Origin of the sequence: Longimicrobium sp. (genome assembly GCA_036377595.1) — a bacterium.
Classification (GTDB): domain Bacteria; phylum Gemmatimonadota; class Gemmatimonadetes; order Longimicrobiales; family Longimicrobiaceae; genus Longimicrobium.
This window is the reverse complement of the sequence record DASUYB010000104.1, coordinates 32,391-54,722: the sequence shown is the minus strand read 5'-3', so window position 1 is coordinate 54,722 and position 22,332 is coordinate 32,391. Positions and strand designations below refer to the sequence as shown.

15 protein-coding genes are annotated in these 22,332 nt (G+C 71.1%); 9 read left to right on the top strand and 6 right to left on the bottom strand.

Annotation, left to right across the window (positions count from 1 at the left end; genetic code table 11):
• The first annotated feature begins 159 nt into the window (after positions 1-159).
• Positions 160-1,140: a HAMP domain-containing sensor histidine kinase gene (locus VF092_17230; GenBank protein ID HEX6749045.1), complete on the top strand. Its 981-nt coding sequence runs from the start codon at positions 160-162 to the stop codon at positions 1,138-1,140.
• On the top strand, positions 1,137-1,538 hold the full coding sequence (locus tag VF092_17225; protein HEX6749044.1) for a response regulator: 402 nt from the start codon (positions 1,137-1,139) through the stop codon (positions 1,536-1,538). The genes VF092_17230 and VF092_17225 overlap by 4 nt, the downstream gene beginning before the upstream one ends.
• Positions 1,539-1,846: 308 nt before the next feature.
• Here VF092_17225 and VF092_17220 read toward each other — a convergent pair whose 3' ends face one another.
• On the bottom strand, positions 1,847-3,154 hold the full coding sequence (locus VF092_17220; protein ID HEX6749043.1) for an erythromycin esterase family protein: 1,308 nt from the start codon (positions 3,152-3,154) through the stop codon (positions 1,847-1,849).
• Positions 3,155-3,562: 408 nt separating this feature from the next.
• Here VF092_17220 and VF092_17215 point away from each other — a divergent pair, with 408 nt between their 5' ends.
• Positions 3,563-4,846, top strand: coding sequence for a hypothetical protein (locus VF092_17215; GenBank protein HEX6749042.1), 1,284 nt, complete (start codon positions 3,563-3,565; stop codon positions 4,844-4,846).
• An 88-nt stretch (positions 4,847-4,934) separates the two neighbouring features.
• On the opposite strand, the gene VF092_17210 is transcribed toward VF092_17215, so the two are convergent.
• The gene (locus tag VF092_17210; GenBank protein HEX6749041.1) at positions 4,935-6,527 is read right to left on the bottom strand and encodes an alpha-amylase family glycosyl hydrolase; all 1,593 of its coding nucleotides are present in this window, start codon (positions 6,525-6,527) and stop codon (positions 4,935-4,937) included.
• Positions 6,528-6,727: 200 nt separating this feature from the next.
• Here VF092_17210 and VF092_17205 point away from each other — a divergent pair, with 200 nt between their 5' ends.
• Positions 6,728-7,012 carry a hypothetical protein gene (locus VF092_17205; protein ID HEX6749040.1) on the top strand — a complete coding sequence of 95 codons (285 nt, stop codon included), beginning with the start codon at positions 6,728-6,730 and terminating at the stop codon, positions 7,010-7,012.
• A gap of 101 nt (positions 7,013-7,113) precedes the next feature.
• Positions 7,114-7,389, top strand: a complete 276-nt coding sequence (locus VF092_17200) for a hypothetical protein (protein ID HEX6749039.1) — start codon at positions 7,114-7,116, stop codon at positions 7,387-7,389.
• 100 nt (positions 7,390-7,489) lie between these two features.
• Here VF092_17200 and VF092_17195 read toward each other — a convergent pair whose 3' ends face one another.
• Together VF092_17195 and VF092_17190 are read right to left on the bottom strand one after the other, a co-directional pair.
• Entirely contained in the window at positions 7,490-9,235 is a 1,746-nt protein-coding gene (locus VF092_17195) for a DEAD/DEAH box helicase (GenBank protein ID HEX6749038.1), read from the bottom strand.
• A 289-nt stretch (positions 9,236-9,524) separates the two neighbouring features.
• Positions 9,525-10,064 carry a hypothetical protein gene (locus tag VF092_17190; protein ID HEX6749037.1) on the bottom strand — a complete coding sequence of 180 codons (540 nt, stop codon included), beginning with the start codon at positions 10,062-10,064 and terminating at the stop codon, positions 9,525-9,527.
• A 795-nt stretch (positions 10,065-10,859) separates the two neighbouring features.
• On the opposite strand from VF092_17190, the gene VF092_17185 reads away from it, so the two are divergent.
• The 3 genes from VF092_17185 (at position 10,860) to VF092_17175 (ending at position 19,727) form a co-directional block, all read left to right on the top strand.
• Positions 10,860-11,027, top strand: a complete 168-nt coding sequence (locus VF092_17185) for a hypothetical protein (GenBank protein HEX6749036.1) — start codon at positions 10,860-10,862, stop codon at positions 11,025-11,027.
• Between the two features lie 199 nt (positions 11,028-11,226).
• Positions 11,227-14,370: a hypothetical protein gene (locus tag VF092_17180; GenBank protein ID HEX6749035.1), complete on the top strand. Its 3,144-nt coding sequence runs from the start codon at positions 11,227-11,229 to the stop codon at positions 14,368-14,370.
• 473 nt (positions 14,371-14,843) lie between these two features.
• Complete coding sequence (locus VF092_17175; protein ID HEX6749034.1) at positions 14,844-19,727, top strand: NAD-glutamate dehydrogenase domain-containing protein; 4,884 nt, start codon at positions 14,844-14,846, stop codon at positions 19,725-19,727.
• 217 nt (positions 19,728-19,944) lie between these two features.
• Here VF092_17175 and VF092_17170 read toward each other — a convergent pair whose 3' ends face one another.
• Complete coding sequence (locus VF092_17170; protein HEX6749033.1) at positions 19,945-20,634, bottom strand: hypothetical protein; 690 nt, start codon at positions 20,632-20,634, stop codon at positions 19,945-19,947.
• 50 nt (positions 20,635-20,684) lie between these two features.
• Complete coding sequence (locus VF092_17165; protein ID HEX6749032.1) at positions 20,685-21,275, bottom strand: TetR/AcrR family transcriptional regulator; 591 nt, start codon at positions 21,273-21,275, stop codon at positions 20,685-20,687.
• Between the two features lie 131 nt (positions 21,276-21,406).
• Here VF092_17165 and VF092_17160 point away from each other — a divergent pair, with 131 nt between their 5' ends.
• Entirely contained in the window at positions 21,407-22,285 is an 879-nt protein-coding gene (locus tag VF092_17160; protein HEX6749031.1) for an NAD(P)-dependent oxidoreductase, read from the top strand.
• Positions 22,286-22,332: the final 47 nt, after the last annotated feature.

Genomic DNA, 22,332 nt, shown 5'->3' with positions numbered 1-22,332 from the left:
GGTCGTCAGGGCCGAGGTCGTCGCCCGGCGATACGAGCCCATGGGACCGGGAGGCGCGGCAGCTCCCGGCGGAGCGGTGGAGGGGGAATGATCTCCTTGCAGCGGCCGGAGGCCGGGTCTAAGTTGTTTGATTCATCAGTTCCCGCATCGGCGTCCGTCATGACCGACCTTCGACTGCAGATCCACGGCGGCCGCGAAGCCGAGGCCCGGCTCCGCGAGGTGCTGGCCCGCGAGGGCTTCCGCATCGTAGAGCCGCCGAAGCCGGAGGCCGGCCAACCCGTGCTGGTGGTGGAGCCCGAGGGGCACCACCACCAGCACGCGCACGGCCGCCACGAGACGTCGCGGAAGATCGAGGAGCTCGAGCGCACGGTGCTGGAGCTGCGCAACCTCGACGTGGCCAAGAGCCAGTTCCTGACCAACGTCTCGCACGAGCTGCGCACCCCGCTCACGGCCATCGTCACCTACGGCGAGATCCTGCGCGACGGGATGCTGGGCGAGATCACGCCGCGCCAGCGCGAGGCCATCGAGAGCATGATCGGCTCGTGCCGGCAGCTCCTCGCCATGATCGAGGAGATCCTCACCTACGCCAGGACCAACGCGCAGGCCATCTCCATCCAGCCCTCCGCCTTCGCCATGGACGAGGTGGTGCGCTCGGTGTTCGAGATGAACGCCAGCCTGGTGGAGCGGAAGGGGCTCTCGTTCGAGACGGAGATGGCGCCGGAGCTGCCGCGCGCGTACGCCGACCGCGACAAGGTGGCGCACGTGCTGGGCAACCTGATCGGCAACGCCATCGACTTCACCCCCGACGCGGGGCTGGTGCGGGTGGTGGCGCGGCGCTCGGCGCAGGACGCGCGCTGGATCGAGGTGGGCGTGGAAGACACGGGGATCGGCATCGACCCCGCGCACCACGAGCTGATCTTCCAGGAGTTCGCGCAGGTCGACGCCAGCCGCGCGCGCATCCACCACGGCACGGGGCTGGGGCTGGCGATCGCGCGCCAGTTCGTGCGGCTGCACGGCGGCCGCATCTGGGTGGAGAGCGAGCTGGGCGAGGGGAGCCGCTTCTACTTCACGCTGCCCAGCGTGGAGGTCGGGAACGCCGAGGCGGCGCGGTCGCCGGTCGCGGAGGGCGCGGCGGCGTGACGGAGCCGGCGCGGCGCCTGGTGCTGGTGGTGGAGGACAGCGACGCGATCCGCACCGCCTTCACCATCCTGCTGGAAGAGAGCGGCTACGACGTGGCCGCCGCCCCCAACGGCGCCGAGGCGGTGAGGTTGGCCGCCGAGCGCACGCCCGACCTCGTTCTCCTCGACCTCGGCCTCCCCGACATTCCCGGCGTGGAGGTGGCGCGGCAGCTCAAGGCCGCGCCGCGGACGCAGAACACCCCCGTCGTGGCGCTCACCGGCCGCGACGACGACGGCGACCGCGAGGCGCTCCGCGCCGCCGGCTGCGCCGCCTACCTGGTCAAGCCCGTCGACACCCAGGCGCTCATCCGCGCCCTCCCCGGCTACATCGAAGCATCGAGCGCCGTCGCGGAGGGTTGAGCCCGCCGGCCGCGTCCCCGGACAGGCCGAATGAGGTTCGGCGAGGTGGGGGTGTATGCGAGTGAACTCGCGGCTACAACGACACACAGTCCGCCTTCGCGGACTTCGGAGGCGGGGCGGCATCGTCCCGTATCCCCGAACACCGGCAAACCAAGCCCCGCGGCGATGCTGCCGTGGGGCTTCTGCGTTTGGTCCGCACCGGGAAGTCCGCGAAGGCGGACTGCGTGTGGTTGTAGCCGCGGCTTCAGCCGCATCGTCCCACACGAAAATCCAGATCTCCCGCACGATTTTCCTTGCGGGAACGGACCTCACATCCCGCTCGGATACGTCTCCGGCACCTCGTGGTCGGGGACGGGGGCCATGTGCAGCGGGTGCAGCGCCTGGCTCCGGTCGATGTACAGCATGGCGTCGTAGCGGTAGGGCATCACCGTGGGCACGTAGTTGCCGTACGCCTCGCGCTCGGGGCGGTAGACCACGCCGATGGCTCGGTGGCCGCGGCGCTCCAGCGCGCCGGGCACCTCGTCGAACCCCTCCAGCATCAGCAGCTTGTCCTCCGCCGACGCGCGGTGGAAGAGGTCCTCCCAGCTCCCCGCCTTCGCCTGCGGCACGGCGATGCGCTCCATCGGCGCGCCCCACTGCTCGCCGGCGATCACGCTTCCCTCGTAGCTGCTGAACCCGGCGATCACCACCTCGTCGCCGTACGCCTCGCGCGCGAGCTGGCCGATGTTCACCATCCCCGCGCGCGCCATGTCGGTGGCGCGCGCGTCGCCCACGTGCGTGTTGTGCTCCCACACGATGGCCTTCGCACCGGGGCCGTGGTGGCGGAGGAGCCGGTCCAGCGTCTCCATCATGTGCGTGTCGCGCACGTTCCAGCTGGCCGCGCCGCCGCGGATCATCGCGCGGTAGTAGCGCTCGGCGTTCTGCGCCACCAGCGCGTTCTGCTCGGCGTTGAAGTACGCCTCGGGACCCTCGCGGCGGAAGTCGGGCCCCTTGCGCCGCAGCTCGGCGAGCGCGTGGATCACCTCCTCCTCGCAGTCGGTGGGGACCATGGCGGTGGCCCACGCGTACTCCTGCACGTCGTCCTCGTACGGGTCGAAGCAGCCGTACGCCCGCCGCGCGCGCTCGGCCAGCGCGGGGTCCACGCGCTCCAGGTAGCGGGTGACGACGTCGATCGACTCCCACAGCGAGTACACGTCCAGCCCGTAGAACCCCACGCGCTCGCCGTCCGGGCGCCCGTGATTGAACTCGCGCAGCCACTCGGCCAGCTCGGCCACCTCCTCGTTGGCCCACATCCAGGTGGGCCAGCGGCTGAAGGCGTGCAGCACCTCGCGCGCGTCGGCGCCGGGCGCGTCCCAGTCCTTGGCGTAGAGGTTGAGGGTGTAGCAGTCCGGCCAGTCGCCCTCCACGGCGATGAAGCCGAAGCCCTTCTCGGAGATCAGCCGGCGGGAGATGCGGTCGCGCCACGTGTAGTACTCGCTGGTGCCGTGGCTGGCCTCGCCCAGCAGCACCACGCGCGCGTCGCCGATGCGCTCCAGCAGCGGGTCGAGGTCGGATTCGTCCTCGAGCGGCAGCGCGCGCTCGCGCACGCCCTCCACCAGCCGGTCGTCGTCCGCCATCGCCATCCTCCCGTCTCGATCATCCAGCGAATCTCACGCGGAGACGCGGAGTCGCGGAGAACTCACCGCGCCACGCAACTCCTCCGCGTCTCCGCGGCTCCGCGTGAGACATCCCGTGCTCCACGCGCGAAATCCGCAGGTTCTACGCCGAACCGCGCCCGACCCGGACCGCGCGGGAGATGGAGGAACGCCTCGCCGCGATCGCGACGCGGAAATCCGTTGCGAGGAACACCCTTTCCCGACACTTGACGTAAATCATTTGATAGCATAGCTTTGCGGTCCACAATCGCACCTCCGTTCGTGCGAATCGGTACCCTTGCGACTTCCGGTGAACAGATGAAGACGTGGATGGCCCTGCTGGGTCTTGCCGTGTTTGCGGCCGGCTGTTCCGACGTCACGGAGCAGCCCATGGCGTCCTCGATCGAGAAGCCCCGCGCCGCTGTCTGGGGCGTGGACAACGACGGCGACGGGATCGACGATGGCGTCGAGGCCGACCTGGCCGACACCTACGCGCCGGTGCTGTACATGCCCAATCTCATCTCCCGCGCCGAGGCGGGGAGCGTGTGGGGCGACTGGACGTGGCCGGCCAACGTGGAGTGGTATCTGTCGAACGTGCAGATGCGCTTCCACCACAACAACTGCCCTGACCACCAGATCCTGAACCAGGGTACGATCACCGTCTCGAACGTGACCGCCCAGCGCCACCAGAGCACGGGCTCGTTCTGCCTGCACTCGGGCACTACCTACGGCTCCAACGGCGACGGCGGGTGGAACAAGGACCAGACGTTCTTCCTGCAGGCCACGAATGACGACGTGACGCACCCGGGCGTGCGCGACCCGTCGGGATGGAAGGTGTACACGCACGTGTACCGCAACAACCTGGGCGGATACAGCATCCAGTACTGGTTCTTCTACGCGTACAACGACTTCATCTCCGCCTACAACCACGAGGCGGACTGGGAGCACATCACCGTGCAGCTGAACGGCAGCCAGCAGCCGGTGACACTGATCTACGCGGCGCACTACAGCCCCAAGACGTGGCAGGCGTACCAGATCAGCTGGTACAACGGCAGGCACCCGCAGGTGTGGGTGGCCGACGGGTCGCACGCCAGCTACGCCAGCGAGGGCGAGTGCGACAGCGCCTACCCCGAGGGGACGAACGAGAGCTGCTGGACCAACCCGGACCAGCGCTGGTTCACCTGGAGCGGCGGCAAGGGCTACGACGCCGGGCTGCAGGGCGGCGGGCTGGTGAACGTGGGCGAGATGCCGGTATCGGGCACGAACCTGCGCCCGATGCCCGGGCAGGAGTGGCTCCGCTACGGGGGCCGGTGGGGCGAGATCGGCACCGAGGAGCTCGTGAAGGATGAGGACACCAGCGGGCCGCAGGGTCCTGGACAGCACGGTCCGGACTGGAACGGCGACATGGTCGGGGGGTGCGGCGAGGCGTCGTGCACGCCGGTGCAGGCCGCCTACATCAGCCACTTCACCGGCGCGGACTGCACGGGGACGGAGAGCTACTACACGGCGTACTTCAACTACGACGGCGTACGGCGCTCCTGGGACGGCAAGGGCCTGGCCGGCACCACGCTGCGCACGGTGACCAACCGCTCGTACAAGGACAGCAGCGGCGCGTGCTACAACGCTTGGCCGAGCGGCAACACCCTGTCGAACTTCGTCACCATCTACCGGTGATGTAGGGGACAGGGGACGGGGAGATGACGAGCGGGGGTGGGCGTCCGTCGGGGCGCCCACCCCCGCTTCTTCGTCCCGTGATGCCGATCTATCCGAGCCGCACGATCACCCCTTCGTCCCCGCGCAGTTCGATGCGGCCGCGCACGGGTGCGGCACGGCGATCCGGATCGGTGGCGAGGACGATTTCTCCGTCGCCATCGAAAGTGAGCGTGGCAGGGGACGGGCCGAGGTTGAGGGCGACGAGGAAGCACGACCCGTCGTGCTCGCGGAGGTAGGCAAGCACGTCACCCGCGGCGTCGACGGGCGACCACGCGCCGACGGAGAGGGCGGGCTCGGCGCGGCGCAGGGCGACCAGGCGCTGGTGCAGCGCCAGCAACGACGCGGGGTCGCAGCGCTGCGTCTCCACGTTGGTCTCGCGGTAGTCGGCGGCCACGGGGAGCCACGGCTCGGCGGCCGAGAAGCCGGCGTGCGGCGCGCCGCTCCACTGCATCGGCGTGCGCTCGGTGTCGCGGCCCAGGCCCAGGCCGGGGACGTTCTTCTCGAACGGGTCCTGCACGCGCCCGGGCGGGATCGGCACGTCCGCCATCCCGATCTCGTCGCCGTAGTAGATGGTGGGCGTGCCGCGCAGGGTCAGCAGCAGCATCGCCGCCACGCGCGCCTGCGCCGCGCCGACTCTCGTGGCCACGCGATGGCGGTCGTGGTTGCCGAGCACCCAGTTGGGCCACGCGCCGGGCGGCAGCATCTCCTCGTATCTCCGCACCGCCGCGTCGATCTCCCGCGCGCGCCAGGGAAGCTCAAGCAGCTGGAAGTTGTACGGGAAGTGGCATCCGGCGCCGCTGTCCCCGTAATACATCATCACCCGCTCCGGCCGGTTGTAGATCTCTCCGATCAGCACGCGGTCGTCGCCGTAGCCGTCCACCACGCGGCGCATGCGGGCGATGACGTCGTGCACCTCCGGCCGGTCGCCCGACCACTCGCGGAGCAGCGACAGGAAAGGGTCGTCGCCCTCGCGCCACGCGGGATTTGGCGGATTGTCGCGGAAGCGGTCGTCCTTGATGACGTTCTGCACCGCGTCCACCCGCAGCCCGTCGACGCCGCGATCGAGCCAGAAGCGCATCACCTCCAGCATCTCCGCCTCGACGGCGGGGTTGCGCCAGTTCAGGTCCGGCTGCTCGCGCAGGTAGGTGTGGAGATAGTACTGGCCGGTCGCGGGATCGAGCGTCCACGCGCTTCCGCCGAAGGTGCTCAGCCAGTTGTTCGGCGGCCCGCCGCCGGGCGCCGGGTCGCGCCAGACATACCAGTCGCGCCGCGGGCTCTGGCGCGACGAGCGCGATTCCACGAACCAGGGGTGGAGATCGGAGGTGTGGTTGGGGATGAAGTCGAGGATGACGCGCAGCCCGCGCGCGTGCGCCCCGGCCAGCAGCCGGTCGAAGTCGTCCAGCGTGCCGAAGAGCGGATCGACGCCGCGGTGATCGGTCACGTCGTACCCGAAGTCGCGCATCGGCGAGGGATAGAACGGCGAGATCCACACCGCGTCCACGCCGAGCCGCCGCAGGTGGTCCAGCTTCGCGGCGATCCCCGGCAGGTCGCCCACGCCGTCACCGTCGGCGTCGAAGAACGAGCGGGGATACACCTGGTACATCACCGCCCGCTGCCACCAGCGAAGTCCATCCATCGTCATCATCATTCATCCCGAACAGATAAGCCTCACGCAGAGGCCGCAGAGGTCGCAGAGAACTCATCGCCACACACTGTTTTCTCTGCGTCCCCTGCGCCCTCTGCGTGAGATTTCAACGGACCTGTCCCCGCGCGAATCCTTCGGACGCGCTTGCCCGTAGAGGCATCGCCCGCAGACCACCACCCCCGCGCAGGAGCATGATCGTGCCGCCGAACGGACCGCCACCCTGGTTCTTCCTCGCCCTGTTCCCCGTGCTGGCCGTGAGCGTGGGCATCGTGATCCGCAGCGTCGGCGCCGCCATCGCGCACGTGCGCGGACCGCGGCAGCCGGTGCAGCTCGCGCCGCCGCCGGCGCCCGCGCTGCCGGACCCGCAGGTGGCGCGGCTGCAGGCGGAGGTCGACGAGCTGCGCGGCCAGCTGGAGCGCCTGCGCGACGCCGAATCGTTCTACGCGCAGCTGAACGCGCCGTCCGCATCCGCGCGCGACTGACATCGGACTCCCCGCCGCGGCGGCGGGCGAGCTATCTTGCTCCGTCACCGGGCCGCCGCACGGCCGCCCGCGGCGGAGCGCACCTTTTCCCCGATCGCCCCATGCTGAGCGGTATCGAGTTCCTGTTCGTGGCCATCGGCGTGTCGATGGTGGTGCGCGCCGTCCGCGGCGGCGGCCGCCAGCGCAACCGCGACCTCCCCCCGCATCCGCAGCAGCCAATGCGGCTGGAGGACCCGCGCGTGGCCCAGCTGCAGACCGAGGTCGAGGAGCTCCGCACGCAGGTGGAGCGCCTGAAGGACGCCGAGACCTTCTACGCCCAGCTCAACGCGCCGTCGCCGCACCGCCCGTCGTCCGAGCCGCCGCCCGGCGACGGATAGAAACAGATTTGGCCTCACGCAGAGAAGCAGAGGCAGCGGAGTTGGTTCTCTGCTGCCTCTGCTCCTCTGCGTGAGACTTTTCAGTTTTCCTGCCCCGCGGTCACCCCTCGCGCGCCGGGCGGACGCTCACCGGGCGGCCCTTGATCGTCGCGTTGCGCATCGCGCGGAGAACCTGCTCGGCGAACTCCTCGGCCACCTCCACGATGGTGAACTGGTCGGCGATCTCGATGGCGCCGATCCCCTCGCCGGGGATGCGCGCCTCGCCCGCGATGGCGCCCACGATGTCGCCCGGGCGGATGCCGCGCCGCCGGCCCACGCCGATGAACAGCCGCGTCATCCCCCGCCCGTCGCGGCCGCGGCGCGGCGGGCCACCCCCGCCACCGCGGTCGAAGCGCTCCTGGCGCCCGCGCGGGCCGCGCATCTCCCGGTCGCGCGGCGGGCGGCGCTCCTCGAACTGCGGGATCTCCACCTCGCTGTCGGGCTCCTCGCCGCGCGTGGCGTCGGCCGCCAGCTTGGCCGCCGCCGCCGCGATGTCGAGCGGATCGAACTCCTCGGCCAGCGGCAGCACCACGTTGTCGCGGTACGCCTCGTAGTCCTCGCCCTCCAGCGTCTCCACCAGCGCGGCGCGCATCAGCTCCAGCCGCCGCGCGCGCAGGTCGGCCACCGTGGGCACGCGCGCGCGCTCGATCGGCCGCCCTACCTCGCGCTCGATCCCGCGGAGGAGGAACTGCTCGCGCGGCTGGGCGAGGGTGACCGCCGTTCCCTCGCGCCCCGCGCGCCCCGTCCGCCCGATGCGGTGGACGTACACCTCGGGCGTCTGCGGGATGTCGTAGTTGATCACGTGGCTCACGTGCTCCACGTCCAGCCCGCGCGCGGCCACGTCGGTGGCGATGAGGAGATCGGCGGTGCCGTCGCGGAACTTCTTCATCACCCGGTCGCGCTGCGCCTGGTTGAGGCCGCCGTGCAGCGCCTCGGGGCGGTAGCCGCGCACCTGCAGCGCCTCGGTCAGCTCGTCGACCTCGTTGCGCGTGCGGCAGAAGAGGATGGCCGAGGTGGGCGCCTCGAGGTCGAGGATGCGGGTGAGCGCCTCGAGCTTGTAGGGCCGGGGGACGACGTAGGCCACCTGGCGGACCAGCGGCGTCTCGAGCTTGTCCTGGCGCACGGTCACGCGCGCCGGCTCGCGCATGTGCTTGTCGGCCAACTCCTGGATGCGCGGCGGGAACGTCGCGGAGAAGAGCGCCGTCTGCCGCTCGGGCGGGGTCTCGTCGAGGATGGTGTCGATGTCCTCGATGAACCCCATGTCCAGCATCTCGTCGGCCTCGTCGAGCACCACGTAGTTCACGCGCGACAGGTCCAGCGAGCGCCGGCGGATGTGGTCCAGGATGCGCCCCGGCGTGCCGACGACGACGTGGACGCCGCGCCGCAGCTCGCGCAGCTGCCGGTCGATGGCCTGCCCGCCGTAGACCGCGAGCACGCGCACGCCGAGCCGCGAGCCGTAGCGGTGCGTGGCCTCGGCCACCTGCACGGCCAGCTCGCGGGTGGGCGCCAGGATCAGCGCCTGCACCCCGCCCTCGGGATCGATGCGCTGGACGAGGGGAAGGGCGAACGCCGCCGTCTTTCCCGTTCCCGTGGCCGCGCGGCCGATCACGTCGCGGCCGGAGAGGAGGAGCGGGATGGCCTCCACCTGGATCGGCGTCGGCTCCTCGTAACCCAGCACCTCCAGCGCCGCCAGCACCTCCGGCGCCAGCCCCAGGTCGCCGAACCCGGTGGCCTGCGTCGTATCGTCCATCGCCGCCGCCGTCTCGCCCGATGCGACGGTATCCTCCTGCGCCTCCGCGCGATCCATCTCCTCCGCCACGTCCCGTCTCCGGCTGAATAGCTGTCTGTGGATCCCGAATCGAATCCCCGCCCGCTTCACCCCCCGGCGAGGGGCGGACAATCTCGCGCCGCGCGCCCGCGGTAACAACGGCGACGAGGATCGCCGGCCGGTGGGTTGAATTCGCCGGTGGGGTTGAAACCCACCGCTGGAACATCAAGAAGTCCGCCTTCGCGGACTCACACAGCGCGAATCCGGTCGTCAGTGCGGATCCGCGGCATCATCGTCGCGCGACTCATCCCTTGCTGTCCCCCGTCCCCTAGAATCCGTACAGCCCCACGTCGGGCTCGCGCGCGTAGGCGCGGAAGGCCTCCACGGGGTCCGCGTGGCGCTCCAGCATGGCGCGCATGCGGCGGAACGAGAAGCGCAGCATCCGCTCGCGCAGCACGTCGTCCGGCGCCGACGCAGGAAGGAGCCAGGTGGGATAGTACTTGTCGCTCGCCGGCTGGTCGGCCGCGTTGGCCACGCCCTCGGGCGGCGGGGCCACGCCCAGCCCGCTGCGCACCAGCTCGTGCGCCAGCGCGGGGTCCAGGCCCTCCTCCCGCGCCACGTCGTACATCATCTCCGCCAGCTCGGGCGACATCCCCTCCGCCTGCGCCTCGGCCACCACGTCCATCCGCCGCCGCGCCAGCGCCTCCGGGTCCAGCGCGTGGTCCTCCGCGGCCAGCAGGCACTCGGCGCTGCCGAACCAGGTGTCGTCCGCGCGCCGGCGCCGCCGCCGCTCGCGGAATGCCTCCAGCGCGTGCTGCGCCCGCTCCTCGCGCTCCGCCATCGCCCGTTCGTCCGTGGTCGCGTCCAAGGTCCGGTCTCCCTGCCTCTTGCCTCGCCGCGGGACGCGCTCGTTCCGCCCCGCTACACGCCCGTGGGGGGCGAGCAAGCCGCGAGCCACCCCGGTCGACGAGCCCTTCTCCGCGCGCATCCCCCTCCTGCTGAAGCGCTCTTTGAAGCAGATGAACAGCGGGATTCGGGCGTGTTTGGCGCTGAGACGCCAAACCGGGCTGCGCGCGCCGTAGGCCACGATACTACTGTGGCCAACGGCGCCGGGCCCCCGCCGCGCCGAGCATCCACGCGAACCCGCGGCGACGGCGCACGCGCGGCGGTGTCCCGGCCCTCCGGGCGCGCATCCCTCACGCAAGTGCCCGCCCCCGCGCTGAGTTCCCCCCTCCCCTGCGCAGCGGGGGAGGGGCCGGGGGAGGGGGCCAGCCCGCCGCCGCGCGAATCCCCGCCGCCCGCGCCGATGTCCTCAACCCTACCCCGCCCGGTACGGGAGGGGTGGCGAGCCTAAGGCGAGCCGGGGAGGGCGCCGCGGGAGGGCCCCCGTAGGGTGCCGCGCCCCCTCGCGTGTCAGTGGATGTGTGGGGGCCCTTCCCCGCGCCTCGCATGCCGGTTCCGGGCATGCGGAACGGTTGGGCTCCCACGGCCAGAGGACGGGGTTGGCGGTCGTTTTCGCTGGCGCGGCAAAGGTTCCGCACAGGGCACGATCCGTGCGTTCCCAGCGGCGTCATCCGGCGCCGCCTCGGCGATGCCGGACACGACGGTCGTGCGGCGGTTTTCGAAGCGGAATTGCAGGGACCCGGAGACGAGGAGCCGCGAGGTGGCCGAACCCGCAGCGGAGGTCCGCAGGCCCGGCGCATGGCCGTGGTTCGCCGGCGTGGTGGTGCTGGCGCTGCTGCTGTGGGGGCTCACCCGGCTGCTCGACGGCGGCGCCCCCGTGGCGGCCGAGCCGGCCGCGCCGCCGGCGGCCGCCCCCCCGGCGCCCTGAACGCGAGGGATCGAACGGGGCTCGACGCGAGCAAACGCCTGACGAATGGCCGCGCGGGCGCGTCAGAAGCCCCCTCCGATAGACGTTGTGACGAGCAGGTGCGGACCGGACGCCCGCCCCTGCCCCGGCCCCCAGGTCGCGGGCCGACGTTTCCCATGGACGTCCAAACCACACGCCGGCCGGGGTGGAAGGAGCTTCGATGTCCCCCATCGTCCGCAGGTCCGCGCTGTTGGCCGCCGCGCTCGCGGCCCTGTTCGCGGCGCCGCAGGCGCACGCCCAGTACTTCGGGCAGAACAAGGTCCAGTACCGGACCTTCGACTTCCGCATCCTGCGGACGCCCCACTTCGACCTCTACTACTATCCCGAAGAGGAATCCGCCACGCGCGACGCCTCGCGCATGGCCGAGCGCTGGTACGCCCGGCTGTCGCGCGTGCTTTCGCACGACTTCGAGGCGCGCCAGCCGGTGATCCTCTACGGCAGCCACCCCGAGTTCCAGCAGACCTCCGCGCTGCAGGGCGAGGTGGGCGAGGGCACGGGCGGCGTGACCGAGGTCTTCAAGCAGCGCGTGATCCTGCCCTTCGCCGGGCCGTACGCCGAGACCGACCACGTCCTGGGCCACGAGCTGGTGCACGCCTTCCAGTACGACATCACCGGGCTGGGGCGCGCGGGCGGCGGGCTCGAGGCGGCGGCCGCGCGCTTCAACGCCCCGCTCTGGTTCACCGAGGGGATGGCCGAGTACCTCTCCATCGGCCCGGTCGACCCCAACACCAGCATGTGGCTGCGCGACGCCGCGCTCACCAACACCCTTCCCAACCAGGCGCAGCTGAACTACGACCCGCGCTTCTTCCCCTACCGCTGGGGGCAGGCGCTGTGGGCGTACGTGGGCGGGCGCTGGGGCGACGCGGCCATCGGGCAGATCCTCAAGCAGGTGGGGCAAGGCGTGCCCTACCAGGACGCGTTCGAGCGCATCCTGAACTCGGACCTCGACCAGATCATCAAGGACTGGCACGACTCCATCCGCCGCACCTACCTGCCGCTGCTGACCGAGCAGCGCGAGGCGCGCGAGATCGCCACCCCGCTGGTCATCAACCGCGACCGGCGCGGCGGCTACAACGTGTCGCCGTCGGTGTCGCCCGACGGGCGGCAGTTCGCCTTCCTCAGCACGCTGAACCTGCTCGACATCCAGCTGTACCTGGGCGACGCCGAGACGGGGCGGGTGCAGCGCCGGCTGGTGAAGGGCACGGCGCTCGACGCGCACTTCGGCTCCCTGCGCTTCATCAACTCGGCGGGGGCGTGGTCGCCCGACCAGCGGCGCTTCGCCTTCTCGGCGCTGCGCAAGGCGCACGACGTGGTGGTGGTGCTCGACGTGCAGTCGGCGCGCATCCTCCGCGAGTACGGCATCCCCGGCGTGGGCGAGATCAGCAACCCCACCTTCACCGCCGACGGCAACACCATCGTGGTCTCGGGGCTGAAGGGCGGGATCAGCGACCTGTACGCCATCGACCTGGGCAACGGGCAGACGCGGCAGCTGACCAACGACAAGGTGGCCCAGCTGCAGCCCGCCTTCAGCCCCGACGGGCGCACGCTGGCGTTCGTGACCGACGCCGGCACCGACCTCGCGCAGCTGACCTTCGGCAACTACCGCCTGGCGGTGATGGACTGGAACGATGGCTCGGGCGGGCCGGTGCGCCTCCTGGCCGGGACCGACGCGGGGAAGAACATCAACCCGCAGTGGACCCGCGACGGCTCGGCGCTCTTCTTCGTCAGCGACCGCACCGGCATCCCCAACGTGTACCGCGTGGGCGCGGCCGGCGGCGGGGTCACGCAGGTGACCAAGCTGTTCACGGGCGTCAGCGGCATCACGGGCCTCAGCCCGGCCATCTCGTCGGCATCGCGCGCCGACCGGCTGCTGATCACCGTGTACGAGCGCAACTCGTACAACCTGTACGCGATCAACGCCCCGGCGCAGCTGGCCGGCTCGGCGCCCGAGACGCCGCAGCTGGCGTCGAACGGCGAGCCGCTGCCGGCGCTCCTGCCGCCCAGCCCGCGGCCGGCGGAGGCCGCGTACAACCGCGTCTACGCGTCGCTGCACGACCCCAACTTCGGGCGTCCCGAGCCCGAGGCGCCGGCCTCGTACGCGGTGGCACCGTACCGGCCGCGGCTGTCGCTGGACTACCTGGGCCAGCCCTCGATCGGCGCGGCGGCGGCCACCGGGCCGTACGCGCGCGGCGGGGTGTACGGCGGCGTGGGCGGCATCTTCAGCGACGTGCTGGGCTACCACACCATCTACGGCACCATCCAGGCGCAGGGGCAGCTCGACGAGATCGGCGGCAACCTGGTCTATCTCAACCAGCAGCACCGCTGGAACTGGGGGGCCAGCGTGCAGCGGCTGCCGTACGTGGCCGCGGGAATCCAGACGGGGCGCGACGGCAGCGGCAACATCCACGACCAGCTGCTGATCTACCGCTACTTCGACAACAGCGCCTACGGGATCGTGCAGTACCCGTTCTCGCGGGTGCAACGGGTGGAGCTGGCGGGCGGGGTGCGGCGGATCTCGCAGGACCTGCGCATCCGCGACTACACCTACGACCCCTCGGGCACGGCGCTGCTGTCGTTCGAGGAGACCAAGCAGAGCCTGGGGAGCTGGAACCTGGCCGAGGCCACGGCGGCGCTGGTGTACGACAACGCGCTGAACGGCTACACCAGCCCCATCGCCGGGCAGCGCTACCGCTTCGAGGTGGCGCCCACGGTGGGCGACCTGCAGTTCAACTCCGTCACCGGCGACTTCCGCAAGTACTTCCTGTTCCGGCCGGTGACGCTGGCGTTCCGCGCGCTGCACTTCGGGCGCTACGGGCGCGACGAGGCGATTCCCAGCCCCGTGTTCGTGGGCTATCCCTCGCTGCTGCGCGGCTACGGCTACTCGAGCGTGCAGAACGACTGCCTGGCGGAGCTCGAGACGGCGGCCAACGGCAAGGACTGCGTGATCTTCCAGGACCTGTTCGGCAGCCGCGTGGCGGTGGGCAACCTGGAGCTGCGCGTGCCGCTGATCAACAATCCGGTGCGCGGGTCGGTGCAGGTGCCGCCGGTGGAGATCTTCACCTTCCTCGACGCGGGCGCGGCGTGGGGCAAGCTGCAGCTGAACGACGGCACCACGCTCGACACCAAGCTCAACTTCGAGCGCGGGGTGGGCGACGACATCACGCAGCGCGGGTTCCTGACCAGCGGCGGCGTGGGCGCCCGCGTGAACCTGTTCGGCTACATCATCATCGAGGCCGACTACGTGAACGCCTTCGACCGGCCCACGAACTGGCACTGGCAGTTCAGCTTCCAGCCCGGCTTCTGATCGTCGGCGAAGCCCGAATTGGTCGAATGCGGGGGTGCGGAGACGCGCCCCCGCAGTTTCTTTCCGAGAAAAAGATCGAGATGGCCTCACGCGGAGCCGCGGAGTCGCGGAGAACTCACCGCGGCGATGAGTTCTCCGCGTCTCCGCGTCTCCGCGTGAGGCAAAAGCAGTCTTTGGAAACGCAGGGCGATCCGACGAAGAGCACGGAGCGTCGATCCGCAGTTCTCCGTGCCTCCGTGACCTCCGTGCCCTCCGTGTGAGAATCAGGATCGCCGACGCCGAACGAGATTATGGGGATTCGGGGTGATGTCATTCCGCCAGGCTTTGCGGCGCTTCCTCCGATTTCTTTCGGAATCCGCGGTGGTAGTTTCCACTCCACCGGTCCGGTGCTCCTCCGGACGTGCCAAAGCGCGCCCGACGCGCTACATTGGCGCGCCCCGGACCCTGTGTATGAACCCGACGAGCACGGCTGAATGAGTACCATCGCCCCCGCCTCGCCGGCCGCCGCCCAGGAGGCGGTCACGGTCGACGAGCTCTGCGCCCACATCGGCACCCTCTCCCGCGCGGACGAGCAGCTGGCCTGCGACTTCGCGCGGATCTTCTTCGCCCGCATCCCGCGCACGCTGCTTGAGGAGCGCTCGCCGCAGGAGCTGGCCGCCATGACCCTGGGCGCCTGGGAGTTCCTCAAGCGCGACCGCCCCGACCAGGTGAGCGTGGAGGTGGCCGACCCCCGCGACGAGGGATGGAAGGCGCCCGTCACCGTCATCCGCACCGAGGTGGGCGACCGGCCGTTCATCGTGGACACCATCCGCGAGTACCTGAACGCCGAGAACATCCCCATCCTCCACTACGTCTATCCCGTCCTGCGGGTGGAGCGCGGCCCCGACGGCGCCATCACCGCGGTCGGCGGCGGCACCGGCGGCGCCGAGGGCCTCGTGGCGCTCGGCCACGTGGAGATCCCGCACGTGGCCCGCCGCGAGCGCGCCGCCGAGATCGGCGAGGAGGTGCGCCGCCGCCTGACCGACGTGGTGGAGGCCACCCGCGACTTCCACGCGATGGTGGAGCAGGTCGAGCGCGTGCAGGCCGCGGTCGCCGGCTACCTGCGCCGCTTTCCCGACCGCGCGCGCGAGTACGGCGAGTACCTGGAGTTCCTGGGCTGGCTGCGCGCGGGGAACTTCGTGTTCCTGGGCTCGCGCGCCTACGAGATCACCGGCGAGGGCGACGCCGCCGCGGTGGGCGTGCAGGCGGGGAGCGGGCTGGGGATCCTGGCCGACGAGGAGCGCTCGCAGTACGCGGCGCCGCAGCGGCTGGCCGACATGCCCGCCGAGCTGCGCGAGCGCGTGGTGGCCGGGCCGCTGCTGATCGTCAGCAAGGCCAACCGCGAGAGCACGGTGCACCGCCGCGCGCCGCTCGACTACATCGGCGTCAAGCGGCTCGACGAGCAGGGGAACGTGGTGGGCGAGTGGCGCTTCCTGGGCCTCTTCACCAGCCAGGCCTACGCGCAGAGCCCGGCCGACATCCCCGTGCTGCGCCAGAAGGCGGACAGCATCCTGGCGCAGAGCGGCGCGCGGAAGGGGAGCCACGACTACAAGGAGATCGTCTCGGCGCTGCACGAGATGCCCAAGGAGGAGCTGTTCCAGGCCACCACCGAGCAGCTGCGCGAGGAGGTGGGCGCCGTCCTGGCCCACCTGTTCAGCGACGAGGTGCGCGTGGTGCTGCGCCCCGACACGCTGCGCAGCGAGGTGGCGGTGATGGTGATCCTCCCCCGCGGCCGCTTCAGCAACCGGGTGAAGAAGGAGATCGGCGCGCTGCTGCAGGACCGCCTGGGCGGCTCGCTCCGCTCCAGCGCCACGGCGGGCGCGGCCGAGCAGGCGCGCATCCACTACTATCTCACCGGCCGCCGCGCCGCCGCCCCCGCCGACGGCGACGTGGCCGCCGGCGAGCGCGAGCTGGAGCGCGAGATCACCCAGCTGCTGCGCGCGTGGGAAGACGTGCTCGAGGAGCGGCTGGGCGAGAGCGTCGACGGCGAGGAGGCGCGGCGGCTGGCGCAGGCGTACGGGCAGGTGGTGGGCGCCGACTACCGCGCCGCCAACAATCCCGCCGCCGCGGTGCCCGACGTGCTGCGCATGGACGAGATGCTGCGCGGCGGCCACTCCGTCTCCCTTCTCCTCCGTCCCCCCGTCGACGGCGAGACGGTGGCGCCGGGGGCCACGGTGCTGCGCCTGTACCTGGCCGGCGAGCGGCTGGTCCTCTCCGACTTCATGCCCATCCTCGAGGACCACGGGATCAAGGTGCTGGAGGTCGACACCTTCGAGTTCCAGCCCAGCGACTCGCTCCCGCACCTGATGACGTACTCGTTCCACGTGCAGACGCGCGCGGGCGAGCCCATTCCCGCCGAGCTCTATTCGGCGCTGGCGGAGAGCCTCCTCGCGTCCCGTTCCGGTGATGCGCAGAAGGACCCGTACGCGCAGCTCACCCTCCTCTCGGGGCTGCGCTGGCGCGAGGTCGACGTCGTCCGCACCTACGCCAACTACGCGTCGCAGATCGGCGCGGTGCCCAACCGGCTGGCGCCGGTACGCGCGTTCACCACCTACCCCCACTTCGGCCGGCTCCTGATCGACCTCTTCCACGCCCGCCTGTCGCCCGAGCGCAAGGCGAGCAAGGCGGAGCTGCAGGAAATGCGGAAGACGGTGACCGCGGCGCTGGAGAAGGTGACCTCGCTGGCCGACGACCGCGCGTTGCGGCGGATGGCCAACCTGGTGGAGGCCACCGTCCGCACCAACTACTACCGCCACGGCGGCGCGGACCCCTCGTTCCGCTCGGGCGGGGTGCCGTACATCTCCATCAAGGTGCGCTCGGCCGACGTGGAGGAGCTGAAGAAGACCCGCCTCCTCTACGAGATCTACGTCCACTCCGCGCGGATGGAGGGGGTGCACCTGCGCGGCGCCCCCGTCTCGCGCGGCGGCATCCGCTGGAGCGACCGGCCGGACGACTTCCGCACCGAGGTGCTGGGGCTGGTGCAGACCCAGGTGGTGAAGAACGCCACCATCGTCCCCAGCGGATCGAAGGGCGGCTTCATCACCAAGCGGCAGTTCTCCGACCGCGACGCACAGCTGGAGGAGCGGCGGCAGCAGTACATGACGCTGATGCGCGGCCTTCTCGACGTCACCGACAACCTGGTGGACGGCAAGGTCGTCCCCCCGCCGGGCGTGGTGCGCCACGACGGTGACGACCCCTACCTCGTGGTCGCCGCGGACAAGGGGACGGCGGACCTCTCCGACACGGCCAACGCGGTAGCGGCGGAGTACGGCTTCTGGCTCGACGACGCCTTCGCCAGCGGAGGCAGCCAGGGGTACGACCACAAGAAGGAGGGGATCACCGCGCGCGGCGCCTGGGAGTGCGTCAAGCGCCACTTCCGCGAGATGGGGAAGGACATCCAGACGGAGCCCTTCACCGTCAGCGGGATCGGCGACATGAGCGGCGACGTCTTCGGCAACGGGATGCTGCTGTCGCCGGTGATCCGCCTGGTCGCGGCGTTCGACCATCGCCACATCTTCATCGACCCCGACCCCGATCCGGCGCGCTCGTTCGCCGAGCGGAAGCGGATGTTCGACCTTCCCCGCAGCAGCTGGGACGACTACGACCGCGCGGCGCTGTCGGAAGGGGCCATGATCGTCCCCCGCGCCAGCAAGGAGATCGAGCTCACCCCGCAGGCGCGCGCCGCGCTGGGGCTGGGTGAGGACGTCGAGAGACTGGACGGCGAGGGGCTGGTGCGCGCGGTGCTGAAGGCGCCGGTGGAGCTGTTCTGGAATGGCGGGATCGGCACCTACGTGAAGTCCAGCGACGAGACGCACGCCGACGTGGGCGACACGACGAACGACCCCGTGCGCATCGACGCCGCCGAGCTGCGCTGCCAGGTGGTGGGCGAGGGCGGCAACCTGGGGTTCACGCAGAAGGGGCGGATCGAGTTCGCGCTGCGCGGCGGGCGCATCAACACCGACGCGCTCGACAACTCGGCGGGCGTGGACATGTCGGACCACGAGGTGAACCTGAAGATCCTCCTGGGCCGCGTGGTGCGCGACGGCGAGCTGGACGAGGAGGGGCGCAACGAGCTGCTGCGCTCGATGACCGACGAGGTGAACCGCCTGGTGCTGCGCAACAACTTCGGCCAGTCGCTGGCGGTCTCGCTCGACGAGGGGCGGTCGAAGGAGGCGCTGGACGACTTCGTCTCGTTCATCGACGCCCGCGCGCGCGACGGGCGGCTGGACCCCGCGGCCGAGGGGATGCCCGACGCCGAGGAGCTGCGCGCCCGGCGGCAGGCGCGCCTCGGCCTCACCCGGCCGACGCTGTGCGTGCTCCTGGCCCATGCCAAGCTGCAGGCCAAGGGCGCGCTGCTGGAGAGCACGGTGCCCGACGACGCCGCTACCGACGAGTACCTGGTGGAGTACTTCCCCCGCGCGGCCGTGCAGGTGGCGGGCGACGCGCGCCTGCGCGAGCACCGGCTGCGGCGCGAGATCGTGACCACCGAGCTGGTGAACGACCTGGTGAACCTGATGGGGTCGTCCTTCCTCCACCGCGTGAGCCGCGACAGCGGGCGGGGGATCGCCGAGGTGGTGCGGGCGTGGCTGGTAGCCAGCCGCATCGCCGGGGCGGAGGAGATCCGCGCCGACATGGCCGCCGCCGAGGGGCGCTTCCCCGCGGAGACCATCTACCGCTGGCTGAATGGGCTGGCGCGGGTGCTGGAGCAGACCACGCAGTGGCTCCTGGCCAACCTCCCCGCGAACGCCGACACCCGCGCGGTGATCGAGGAGGCGCGCGGCGGGCTGGCCACGCTCCGCGGCAGCTTCGCCAAGTTCGTCGCGGGCGAGGACCGCAACGTCTTCCTGCAGCGCCTGGGCGAGCTGCAGGACCTGGGGGTGGAAAAGACGCTGGGCGAGCGGCTGATCACCCTGCGCTTCCTCCCGCAGCTGCTGGAGATCGTGAACGTGGCGCGCGGCTCGCGGACGGAGGAGATCCGCACCGCCAGGGCGTTCTACACGGTGTCGGAGAAGCTGGGGACCGCGCGGATGCGCGAGGGGCTGCGCGTGGCCGCGGGGAACGACCCGTGGGAGCGGCGCTACGCCGGTACGCTGGGCGACGACCTGACCGCCGCGCAGCGCGCAGTGGTCGCCGCCGTCCTCCGCGACGGCGAGGACCCGGCGCGCACGCTGGCGGCGCTGGAGAAGGCGCATCCGCAGGCGTTCCGGGCCTACCGCGACTTGGCCGCCGAGCTGAGCCGCGGCGAGTGCCCGCTGGCCGCCTTCGCGCTGGCCGTGCGCCAGCTCCAGAGCGTAGCCGCCGCCGTCCAGTCCAGCTGACGACCTCTCGCTTCGCGAGAGATGGAGAAGAGGCGCGGGCCGGCAGCGATGCCGGCCCCGCGCCTTTTCGTCTGCGCTCTGATCGAATCCGGAAAAGAATTTCACACGGAGGGAACGGAGGAAACGGAGGACTGACCTGAGTTCCTCCGTTCCCTCCGTTTCCTCCGTGTGAAATCAAGATCGCCTGATCACCGAGCGATCGTTGCAGATTCGCTATTCAGGTCGCCCCGGCGAGCGCGCCGTACGGCGGAGATTCCGCCTTCGTGCGCCCGGAGAGAATCCCCACCAGCACGAGGGTGACGGCGATCTGCGCGGCGATCAGCGTCACCACCGTCAGCGGGTGCCCGGCGAGGAGCGCCTCCGGCCCCGGCACGGCGGCGGAGAGGAGCGACAGGTTCGCCAGGTTGCCGATCACCACCAGCGCCAGTAGCCCGCGGCCGCCGCGGTACACGCGCCAGCAGAGGACGCCGTACGCCATCTCCACCAGGAACGCGAGGAACGGCGCGGAATCGTACAGCCCCAGCCCAACCTTCGGCGCCGCCAGCCCCGGCCACAGCGCGATGTCGTGCGCGTGCGTCAGCAGGTCCAGCACCAGGTGCGACGCGATCCCCAGCCCCACCGCGCGGCCCAGCAGCGGCTTGCGGAAGCCGAACTCCAGCGCGAGCCACGCGACGATCGCCGCGCCCAGCGCCGTGGCCACGGAGTGGGACCAGGGGATGTACGACAGGTGGATGTCGGCCACGCTGCGCACGCTCGGTTCCGTCGTCGTGCGCTCGACGCCCAGGTAGTTGAGCACGACCCACGCGAGCTCCATCGCCTGCACGGAGAGCAGAAGCGGAAGCATGGAGACGGACGGGTAGCGGCGCTTCAGCAGCAGCGCGGTCGCCGCGTGATCGATCGCGAACATCGGCACATCTCCTTCCGTTAGCAATTGCTAACTCCGGGGACACGAAAAAATCAGCCGAGCGCCTTCCGGAGAAGCGCCACGGTCCGATCCCTCCAGGCGCGCGCCGGGCCGGGCACCACGCCCACCTCGATCATCCGCCCCAGCTCGGACAGTGCACCCTGCACGGTCGCCGCGGCGGCGTCGGCTTCGAGCCCGTCGGCTATCCCCGGCGCTTGGAGAACCAGCGAGCGGACGAGGCCGATCACCGTGCGCCAGCGGACGGAGGCGCCCGCGCGGGGCCAGAGGACGCGGGCGCTGTCGGACAGGAAGTTCATCACCGCGGGATCGTCATCCCTCAGCCCCAGCCAGCAGCCGACGTACGCGTCCAGCTTCGCGTCGAACCCGCTCGCCGAATCCAGCGCGGCGGCCAGGCTGGTCCACACGCGCGCGTGGCAGGTCTCGAAGAGGTGCAGCGCCAGCGCGTCCTTGCTCTCGAAATGGCGGTAGAGCGCGGGGTTGGTGTAGCCGCTCTCTCCCGCGATGTCGCGGATGCTGGTGGCCGCCAGCCCGCGCTCGCTGAAGAGAGAGAGGGCCGCGCGCAGGATCTCGCGCTTCGCCGGCGGATCGTCTTCGCGGATGTAGAACGGCAGCGGAGTCGGCATGATCAGATGTTAGCGATCGCTAACGGATCCGTCAAGACCTCCGTTGCGACACATCCTATCTTGTCGCCAGGCCGGAACGGCACCTGCGTGCGACACGATAGCTGTTCGAACAGGACTTCGGGAGGAGGGGGATGAAGATCGCGTTCCTGGGGACGGGGCACATGGGGCTGCCGATGGCCCGCAACCTGGCCGCGGCGGGGCACGACGTCGCCGCGTGGAACCGCACGCGCGAGAAGGCGGAGCCGCTGGCGGAGCACGGCGTCCGCGTCGTCGAGACGCCGGCCGAGGCCGCGCGGGACGCCGAGATCGCCGTCACCATGCTCGCCGACAACCGCGCGGTGGCCGCTACGGTGTTCGACGACGAGGGAATCTACGTGGCGCTGCCGCAGGGCGCCGTCCACGTCTCCTGCAGCACCATCGGCGTGGCGTTCTCGCGCACGCTGGCCGACGCGCACGATTCGCAGCGGCAGGGCTACGTGGCCGCCCCTGTCTTCGGCCGCCCGGAAGCGGCGGAGGCGCGGAAGCTCAAGATCGTCGCCGCCGGCGCGGCGGATGCCATCGAGCGGGCGCGGCCGGTGCTCGACGCCATCGGCGAGCGCACCTTCGTGGTCGGCGACGAGCCGGCGCTCGCCAACGTGGTGAAGCTGTGCGGCAACTTCATCATTGCGTCGATGATCGAGACGCTGGGCGAGTCCTTCGCCCTGGCGCGCAAGAGCGGCGTGGGCGAGGACATGTTCCTCGAGGTGCTGAACGGCACCTTCTTCTCCTCTCCCATCTTCGCCGGCTACGCGAAGGCGATCGCGGAGAAGAAGTTCCAGCCCGCGGGGTTCAAGCTGGCGCTCGGATTGAAGGACGTGCGGCTCGCGCTCGCCGCCGCGGACGCCGCGGAGGTGCCGATGCCCGCCGCCAGCCTGCTGCACGACCGCTTCCTGTCGGGCGTCGCCACCGGCCGCGGCGACCACGACTGGTCCGCCATCGCCGCGCTCGTCGCGGAGTCGGCGGGGCTATGACTGCGGGAGATCGGGGAGGACTGCGAAACGCTCGGATGCAGCCCGTC